The organism is Limnospira sp. (assembly GCF_051859755.1).
In the GTDB taxonomy this organism is placed as follows: domain Bacteria; phylum Cyanobacteriota; class Cyanobacteriia; order Cyanobacteriales; family Microcoleaceae; genus Limnospira; species Limnospira fusiformis.
The window spans coordinates 1-8,015 of sequence record NZ_JBIMLI010000177.1 but is presented as its reverse complement, the minus strand read 5'-3'; the positions used below and the strand labels follow the sequence as shown (position 1 = coordinate 8,015).

Below are 8,015 nucleotides of genomic sequence, written 5' to 3'. Positions count from 1 at the left end.
GGTTTCTTGACCACGATAGGGGCGGTGCGTCAGATGAACAAAATTGGCCGTTGACCCGATAGGTTATCCCTGTGACGCACCCTACGGCGGTGATAATTATTAATTATTAATTATTAATTATTAATTATTCATTGACGGGGTTTAGCTGTTAGCTGGTAGGGTTAGACCTATCGATAATCATTGATTGATGACAGATACAAATCAACTCACCCACCAATTGAGCAGTAATGGTATGATTATGTCGTCTCCCATCAAACCTTCTATCCACAGATGACGATTCACGCCACAGCTATAATTGAACCGGGTGCAACATTAGGCGAGAATGTAACAATTGGACCACTTAGCTATATTCAAGCGGGGGTGACAATTGGCGACCACTGCACGATCGCATCCCATGTTACCATTCTATGTGGAACTACCCTAGGCGATCGCACCCAAGTTCATGCCGGGGCGGTATTGGGGGACACACCCCAAGATTTAGCATTCTTAGACGAACCATCCTCAGTCAAAATAGGTAATAATTGTGTAATCCGTGAAGGTGTAACTATCCATCGCGGCACTAAGGCAGGTTCAATGACCCTGGTGGGTAATGATTGCCTATTGATGGCTAACTCCCATATAGGTCATAATGTGAAGGTAGGCGATCGCGTGATTATTGCCAATGGAGCCTTATTAGCTGGATATGCCCAAGTAGGCGATCGGGCTTTTATCAGCGGTAACTGTCTCATTCACCAGTTTACCAGAGTTGGGCGATTAGCCATGATGTCTGGCGGCTGTGCTATCCAAAAAGATGTTCCCCCCTTCTGTATCACCCGCAGCCTCAGCACTAATACCGTTATGGGTTTGAATGTGGTCGGACTGCGACGGTCTGGCTTCAACGAAGGACAGCGCCGGGAACTTCAGCAAGCCTTTAAAATCCTGTATAGGTCAAATCTCAATATTTCTCAAGCTCTGGAAAAACTAGAATCTGAGTTTACCTCAGAATTAGTCCGGGAATTGTGCGAATTTATCCGCACCTCCGAGAGAGGATTATGCAAATTTATTAAATAAAATTCAGTAATTGCGATAAAATAACAACTGGAGATTCTCGAGTTTCTAACATTTTGGACAGTAGGGCTATGCAATCAGCAGTCAATCCCCATCCCGAAAAGACCATGGACGAACCCCAAGCCGCTTTACCTGTGACAATTATTACCGGTTTTCTCGGTAGCGGTAAAACTACCCTTCTTAACTACATACTCTCCAACCAACAAGGCTTAAAAACGGCGGTTTTGGTTAATGAGTTTGGCGAAGTCGGAATTGATAACGAGTTAATTGTGGCTACCGACTCAGATAATACTATGGTAGAACTAAGCAATGGTTGTGTTTGTTGTACCATTAATGAAGATTTAGTGAACGCAGTTTACAAAGTCCTGGAACGCCCCGAAAAAGTCGATTATATCGTAGTTGAAACTACGGGTTTGGCTGACCCGCTACCGGTGGCTTTGACATTTCTGGGGACGGAATTAAGAGACATGACTCGCCTCGATTCCATTGTCACTATGGTAGACTGTGAAAACTTTAGTTTGGATTTGTTTAATAGCCAAGCGGCGGAGAGTCAAATCGCCTATGGGGATATTATTATCCTCAATAAAACTGATTTGGTAGATGAGGCTGATGTGGATCTGCTAGAAGTTCGCCTCCGAGACATGAAAAAAGATGCTCGAATCCTCAGAACTAAACGTTCTCAAGTTCCCCTTCCTTTGATTCTCAGTGTGGGTTTATTTGAGTCTGACAAGTATTTCCAACACAGGGAAGAATCAGACCATCATCACCATGACCATGACCATGAACACGAACATCATCACCACCATGACCATGACCATGACCATGACCATGAACACGAACATCATCACCACCATGACCATCATTCTAACCACCTAGAAAATGATGGGTTTACTTCGATTTCCTTTGAGAGCGATCGCCCCCTATCCCTGCGGAAATTCCAATATTTTTTAGACAATCAATTACCAGCTAATATATTTCGCGCTAAAGGAATTCTCTGGTTTGATGAAAGTCCGAAACGTCATATTTTCCACCTCAGCGGTAAGCGATTTTCCATTGATGATGATGAGTGGAAAGGTTCCCCAAAAACCCAACTGGTGTTAATTGGTCAAAACCTAGATAAACCCACCCTAAAATCTCAGGTTGAAAATTGTTTCTGTAAACCTTCCCCAACTCGCGGTCAAGGCTTTTCGAGGTAGTTAGATGGTAGTGGCAACCTTCTATGGTTGCCTACCCTCTCAGTCAAATTAAGCAATCAGTAACCTATGCGAGTTGTTATCCAAAGAGTTAAATCTTCACAGGTCACAGTTAATGGTCAAATTATTGGTAAAATTAATCAAGGACTAAATCTGCTGGTGGGTATTTCAGCGACGGATACAGAAGCAGAACTAGACTGGATGGCTAGAAAATGTCTGGATTTGCGATTATTTCCCGACCCGGATAATCATAGCGGACGTTGGGATAAATCCGTGCAAGATATTGGAGGAGAATTATTAGTTGTGAGTCAGTTTACCCTCTACGGAGATTGTCGCAAGGGCCGCCGTCCATCCTTTGAGCGTTCAGCGGCTCCAGAAGCTGCCGAAAAGTTATATCAGTTATTTATTGAAAAGCTCCGAATAAGTGGGTTAAAAGTCGCCACAGGTGAGTTTGGAGCGATGATGAATGTGTATATTGAAAATGATGGTCCTGTAACCCTGTTATTAGAACGGGAAGCTGATAACTAGATGATTCTCTCATAGTTGTTTCAAGTTTAACATAAGATTCTCTGTTTGAGCAAGTTCTCAGCAATGATGCTTTCCACTGGCTTAGAAAAATAGTAACCTTGTCCTTGGTCACAGCCTAAACTGCGAAGTTTAGCGAGTTGTTCGGCGGTTTCTATACCTTCCGCAACTACGCTAATTTGCAATTGATGAGCGAGGGTGATAATGGCATCAACAATTTGTAGGTTTTCGTTAGGTGTGCCAATACAAGTAATAAATGAACGGTCAATTTTTAAAGTGTTAACGGGAAACCTATGTAAATAACTTAGGGAGGAATAACCGGTGCCAAAGTCATCCAAACTCAAATGGATATTGCGATGAGTAAGCTGTTGTAAAAGTTGTCTAGCAGCTTCGGGATTTTCGACGATCGCCGTTTCGGTTATTTCCAGCTTTAGGTAACAACTTTGAAAGTTATTTTTAACCAGAATACGGTCGATTTCTTCAATCAAATAAGGCTGAGTAAACTGCTTAACTGACAAATTAACACTCATCCGAAACCCGTGAGTAATCAACCCTTTTTTTTGCCACTCATTTAACTGTTTAACCGCCTGGTCTAAAACCCATAAACCAATAGGAATAATTAACCCAGTATCTTCAGCTATGGGAATAAATTCGGCGGGGGAAATTATGCCATGTTCGGGATGATGCCAACGCAAAAGGGCCTCAAAGCCTATGACGGAGCCATCTGCGAGTTCAATAATAGGCTGATAGTTGAGGACAAACTGATTATTTTCTATTGCTAATCGCAGTTCATTTTCTAGTTGAAATCTGCGATGAGCATCATCGTGCATTGTGCCATCAAAAACCCGATAGCAGCCGCGACCTTGACTTTTTGCCTTATACATAGCAATATCAGCATCCCGCAAGATTTGTTCGGGTTCTGTGTATTCTGATGTACCGATAACAATACCAATACTAGCCTCTAAAAACAAGTCTTGATCATCTAGTTGAAACGGCCAAGTTAAGGCTTTTTGTAGGCGTTTAGCAATATTGGTAACGGCTTGGGGACTCTCAATATTTTCCAGTAAAATTGTAAATTCATCTCCTCCAAATCTCGCCAAATTAGTGGGAGACATTTTTAAGGTTAATTGCAACCTTCTGGCTAAGGAAATTAAAAGGCGATCGCCAGTTAAATGTCCGAGGGAATCATTAACGACCTTAAAGCGATCGCAATCCAAAAATAACACCGCAAAGCGATAATCTGGATTTTGTTTAGTTTGGGATATCGCTTGCATCAATTTATCCATAAAAAACACACGATTAGGTAAACCCGTTAGTGCATCATGGGAAGCCATGTGTAGCAGCTTACTTTGTGTTTGTTGGTGATGAAGAATCTCCCTCTCTAAAAGACTATTCATTTTTTTTAACTCTTCATTAGCGGACTCTAGTTCTTCAGTTCGTTGTAGAACCCGCTGTTCCAGTTCAGAATTAAGGCGCTGAATTTGCTTCTGAGCCTGTTTGAGAGCAATCTGATTTTCAATGCGAGCAATAACCTCCTCAATATGAAAGGGTTTAGTAATATAATCAACCCCGCCGACCTCAAAGGCTTGAACCTTATCAAAAACCTCATTAAAAGCACTAATAAAAATTACCGGGATTCCCCGTGTGTTTGGTTCAGATTGCAGTTGTTTACAAACATCATAGCCACTGATTCCCGGCATATTAATATCCAGCAAAATCAAGTCTGGAGGACTAGCTTTTGCTCCCATTAGTACCATTTCCCCGCTAATTGCACGCCGGACTTGATGACCGCGTTCTTCTAACAAATTTGTCAAAAGATTAAGGGTTTCCAGAAAGTCATCAACTATTAATATATGACCAGGAATAATATTCACCTCATCAGATTTCATAACTTCAATGCCGATTGGGTCAAACTAAGAATCATATCAAACCGCACCCTTTCAACCAAATCAATTAAACTCTGCTTCAATGCCAGTTGGTCTTCGGAAATCTCTTCAAGAAGTTGTAGAACTAGCTTATCATCTAATTCAGTAGCTGCCTGGTGAAGTTGCACAACCCAGTCTGTTGGCATCACCATCAAACAATTCGCCTCTAAGGGCTGATGTTGAACCACACGCGTAGGTTGAGAGCTTATCTGTTTTTCATAAATATAGCGAACACCTAGATGTTTAGCCATTTTCTCAAACAAAATCTGTTCTTCAAAAGGTTTGCGGACAAAATCATCACATCCAGCGGAGAGGACAACTTCACGTTCTTCCTCAAAGGCGCTGGCGGTGAGAGCAATAATCACGGTGGCTTGACCCTTTAAATGGGATTTAATTCGTTTAGTGGCTTCGTAGCCGTCCATAACTGGCATTCGCATATCCATCCAAATTAGATGAGGTTCCCATTGATTCCAGATGGCGATCGCTTCTTGGCCGTTTTCAGCTTCCAGTACCTCAAACCCTACAGGAATGAGGAATTTAACCAAAAGCTGTTGGTTACTTTCGCGGTCATCGACCACCAAAATCCGATATTTCGGTTGATTCGGAGCCAAGGAAACAATCTTTTGAGCCAGGAGTTGACTGCTTGATATTTCTTCTGGGTATCCTAAATTTACCTTGATATTAAATTTAAACACACTACCGACCCCTCGTGTACTAGATACGGAAATATCACCCCCCATTAACTGGAAAAATTCCTGACTAATCGGTAAACCTAAGCCAGTTCCTTGCTGATATTTTCGGCCAGTTTCCGTCTGTATAAATGGCTCAAAAAGCTGGTCTATATCTTCGGGTGCAATACCGGGTCCGGTGTCTTCTACTGTGAACTGTAAAACCATCTCCGCTTCCTGTTGGTTATCAATTTGGCTAGGTGGGTCAATAACTTCGCTGTGGAGAGTCACAGAGCCACTTTCCGTAAACTTCACGGCATTTCCGATTAAGTTAATTAGCACTTGTCGCAGTTTCCTTTCATCAGTTTTGATATAATGGGGGAGAGTCTGCGATCGCACAAAAATTAATTTTAATCCCTCCGCTGCGGCTCTGATAGAGAACATCTCCTCTAAAGAATCTAGTAAACTCCACAGGTCAAAGTTATTCTGATTAAGGGAGATTTGACCAGCCTCAATTTTCGACATATCTAAGACATCATTAATTAGTTGCAGCAGATGTTACCCACTGCGTTGAATAATGCACAGATGCTCTCTAAAATTATTCGGGTTATGGTTATTTTCTAAGCTAATTTGGCGCAGCATCAGTTGAGTAAAACCAAGAATTGCATTTAATGGGGTTCGCAGTTCGTGGCTCATGTGAGCCAAAAATTGGCTCTTAGCTTGATTGGCAACTTCGGCGTTTTCCTTGGCTTTTCGGAGTTCTGCTGTCCGTTGTTCGACACGAATTTCTAGGGTTTCAAATAATTCTTGTAGCTGGCTGCTCATCTGGTTAAAAGTTTGGGATAATTTCTTGACCTCTCTGATTTTTTTAATATCGACTCGATGGTTGAATTCTCCATTGGCGATCGCTTCACTAGCTTTAATCAATTGTAAAATCGGTTCTGCGACCCAACGGGAAGTGTAAACACCAAGGAAAATTGCCACAATTAAAGTTAATAAACATAACAACAACGTTTAACGAGCGTTACTGTGAATCCTCTCCATAAAATTCGACTCAGGAATTACCACGACAATTAACAAATCTAAACCTAGATTATCCTGATATGGTAAAACATGTAAAAAGTAGCGATCCTGATGTATTATTAACCTTTTGTTAAAACTTTAATTAATATTAAATAAACTACCACAATTACCAATTAAAAAACTATAAACTTCTCGGCTTAAATTATCTTGGCTAGAATCAATATATATTCGGGATGCTTGTTTATTTTAAATATGAAATGGCTGTGCCATTGTAGAACTAGCTACCACTAATCCAGACCTTTCTACAATCAAAATTCTACTATAATTACAAACATCTAACGATTGCAAAAAATCACTAATTTTGTCCAAAAAAAAGTTGCTGACAAATACCCCAATTATTTATTTGCCCTTGAGGATTCCTCACGGCTACACTAGCAGCTAAAGCCATTTTCGGATAGGCATGATAGGAAAAAATATCCCCCCACACCCCATGCCCAGAGGCGATCGCCGCCTGATACCATGTCCGACTTTTCACCGGAAAATCAGGTTTTTCATTGACCATTACCAGAGGATTTCCTGATTCATCCAAGCTAAAAAATTGAATGTTGCCATTAGTTTTTTCTCCGGCAATCATTAAGTGAGGTTGTTTACCGTCAATGCGTGCCAACCCGACAAATTCACCAGTGTCACTGCCCCAAAAAATCGAGTCAATTAAATCAAAATGCTCTAATTGGCTCCTAAACAATTTTTGCATTTGTTGACCATCTTGCCAATCCAAGTTATTGGATAATACCTGATCGCGATTAAGTTGATTAATCAAATTCGGAGTCATCAAGAACTGATCAAGTTGATCCTCAATCCGATTAGTAATTTCATCCTGAAGCTGATTGACGGCTTCATTAACAGCTTGATCGCCATTACTCCAGGACAGCCACCCAGTTAAGCCAACAGCGACAAAAATCTGAGTGACAAAAGGAACAATCAGAAAAAACTGTAGTGGCAAATGGTCAAAAAAATTACGGAACACTTTGAATGGTTCTCCCCAAATACCAATGCTCATGACCAAGCAGGTTAACTGCTGCGGCTCTGCTCAGGCATCAAGTCAACTTAAAACTAGGAATAAATACTAAGGATGCTTGACTACTGCTATTGTATCAAAATTCACCGGAAATGGTTTAAATTCAACAAGTAATCTTGTATAATGTCTGGTATGTAACTGAACCAGAAAAATGTGGATTGTTGTTTTAATGAATGTCACCATTGCCATAGGCTGTTTTTCTTTGGCCAGACGGACTTGGAGACTTCATTATAGACTAGAACGCCTAGAACGCCGGATACTTTTACTAGACCGACGGGTAAATACGGTTCTGCAACAGACGACCCATGTTTTTGAAAAGCAACAGGTCGTCAGTTCTAATCTGAAACAGCGATATTCGCGTCTTGAGGTCCAAATCCAACAGCTTCAGAAAATATTAACCCTGGTAAATTTGGGCCTAAGCCTGTGGCGGTGGCAACGACGGAGGAGACCTGCTCAGTAGTATCTAAATTTTCTTTCGTTGTTATGGTCGAAAGGGAAGTCACCTTCGCCAACTCCAATTCCAAACCGTGCTTGATACTTTCACATCACACGGCTC

The 8,015-nt window shown here is 41.3% G+C and carries 8 protein-coding genes; 4 read left to right on the top strand and 4 right to left on the bottom strand.

Going from position 1 to position 8,015, the window contains the following annotated elements:
* Window positions 1–270 precede the first annotated feature (270 nt).
* The 3 genes from lpxA to dtd all read left to right on the top strand — a co-directional run bounded on the left by lpxA (window position 271) and on the right by dtd (window position 2,768).
* Entirely contained in the window at window positions 271–1,050 is a 780-nt protein-coding gene (gene lpxA / locus ACTIE0_RS21405; RefSeq protein WP_006624809.1) for an acyl-ACP--UDP-N-acetylglucosamine O-acyltransferase, read from the top strand.
* Window positions 1,051–1,118: 68 nt separating this feature from the next.
* Window positions 1,119–2,243, top strand: a complete 1,125-nt coding sequence (locus ACTIE0_RS21400; RefSeq protein ID WP_006624808.1) for a CobW family GTP-binding protein — start codon at window positions 1,119–1,121, stop codon at window positions 2,241–2,243.
* Window positions 2,244–2,309: 66 nt separating this feature from the next.
* The gene (gene dtd, locus ACTIE0_RS21395) at window positions 2,310–2,768 is read left to right on the top strand and encodes a D-aminoacyl-tRNA deacylase (protein ID WP_006624807.1); all 459 of its coding nucleotides are present in this window, start codon (window positions 2,310–2,312) and stop codon (window positions 2,766–2,768) included.
* A gap of 26 nt (window positions 2,769–2,794) precedes the next feature.
* Here the strand turns inward: dtd and ACTIE0_RS21390 are convergent, their stop codons facing one another.
* From ACTIE0_RS21390 to ACTIE0_RS21375, 4 genes are all read right to left on the bottom strand, one after another.
* Entirely contained in the window at window positions 2,795–4,654 is a 1,860-nt protein-coding gene (locus tag ACTIE0_RS21390) for an EAL domain-containing response regulator (protein ID WP_006624805.1), read from the bottom strand.
* Entirely contained in the window at window positions 4,651–5,883 is a 1,233-nt protein-coding gene (locus ACTIE0_RS21385; RefSeq protein ID WP_006624804.1) for an ATP-binding protein, read from the bottom strand. The genes ACTIE0_RS21390 and ACTIE0_RS21385 overlap by 4 nt, the downstream gene beginning before the upstream one ends.
* Window positions 5,884–5,916: 33 nt before the next feature.
* The gene (locus ACTIE0_RS21380; protein WP_157234541.1) at window positions 5,917–6,342 is read right to left on the bottom strand and encodes a histidine kinase dimerization/phospho-acceptor domain-containing protein; all 426 of its coding nucleotides are present in this window, start codon (window positions 6,340–6,342) and stop codon (window positions 5,917–5,919) included.
* Window positions 6,343–6,736: 394 nt separating this feature from the next.
* Entirely contained in the window at window positions 6,737–7,441 is a 705-nt protein-coding gene (locus tag ACTIE0_RS21375; RefSeq protein ID WP_006668139.1) for a PDC sensor domain-containing protein, read from the bottom strand.
* A gap of 169 nt (window positions 7,442–7,610) precedes the next feature.
* Here ACTIE0_RS21375 and ACTIE0_RS21370 point away from each other — a divergent pair, with 169 nt between their 5' ends.
* Window positions 7,611–7,919 (top strand): hypothetical protein, encoded by a 309-nt coding sequence (locus ACTIE0_RS21370; protein ID WP_006624800.1) that lies wholly within the window; start codon window positions 7,611–7,613, stop codon window positions 7,917–7,919.
* Window positions 7,920–8,015 lie beyond the last annotated feature (96 nt).